Here is a 451-nt window from a genome sequence, read left to right on the forward strand (position 1 = left end):
CCATGGCCTGCTGACCACAGGGCGCAGCGTGGCCGAAGCATTCCTGCGCATGTATTACCTGGAGAAGGCCTGCGAGATCCAGTTGGCGGCGCAGAGTGCCGGGCAAGTGATTTTGCCGTCGGCCGAAGTGTGCGCGCATACCGAGCGGCAGTTCAATGAGCCGGGGTGGGGGTTGAAGCAGGGCGAGCTGGCGGACCCGGATGCGTTGCAGCTGGCTTGGCAGGCATTGCTACGGATGCTGGAAAGGGTTGCACCCGGCTATCGGAACTGACGCCGCCCTGCAATCGCTGCGTCAAAATTTGCTCAATAACAGTCACTGTTGCGCAGCTCTATGCCGCAACTGTGCTGGTCCCTGTCAAAGGAATAGCCTTATGCTGTAACGAAATATGTCTAGAAAGCTTGAAGAAGGATGTCGCAATGCCGCTCAAGGACCTGCTCATCGCCCTGGTGG

Annotated in this window: 1 protein-coding gene; it reads left to right on the forward strand. The window is 58.8% G+C overall.

Annotated features, from left to right (window positions below; translation table 11 throughout):
* Positions 1-271 (forward strand): class II aldolase/adducin family protein (locus tag J5M66_RS26685; RefSeq protein ID WP_207817553.1); only part of this gene is annotated, 271 nt, incomplete at its 5' end.
* Positions 272-451 lie beyond the last annotated feature (180 nt).

Source organism: Pseudomonas sp. 67(2021) (assembly GCF_017491835.1).
Lineage (GTDB): Bacteria > Pseudomonadota > Gammaproteobacteria > Pseudomonadales > Pseudomonadaceae > Aquipseudomonas > Aquipseudomonas atacamensis.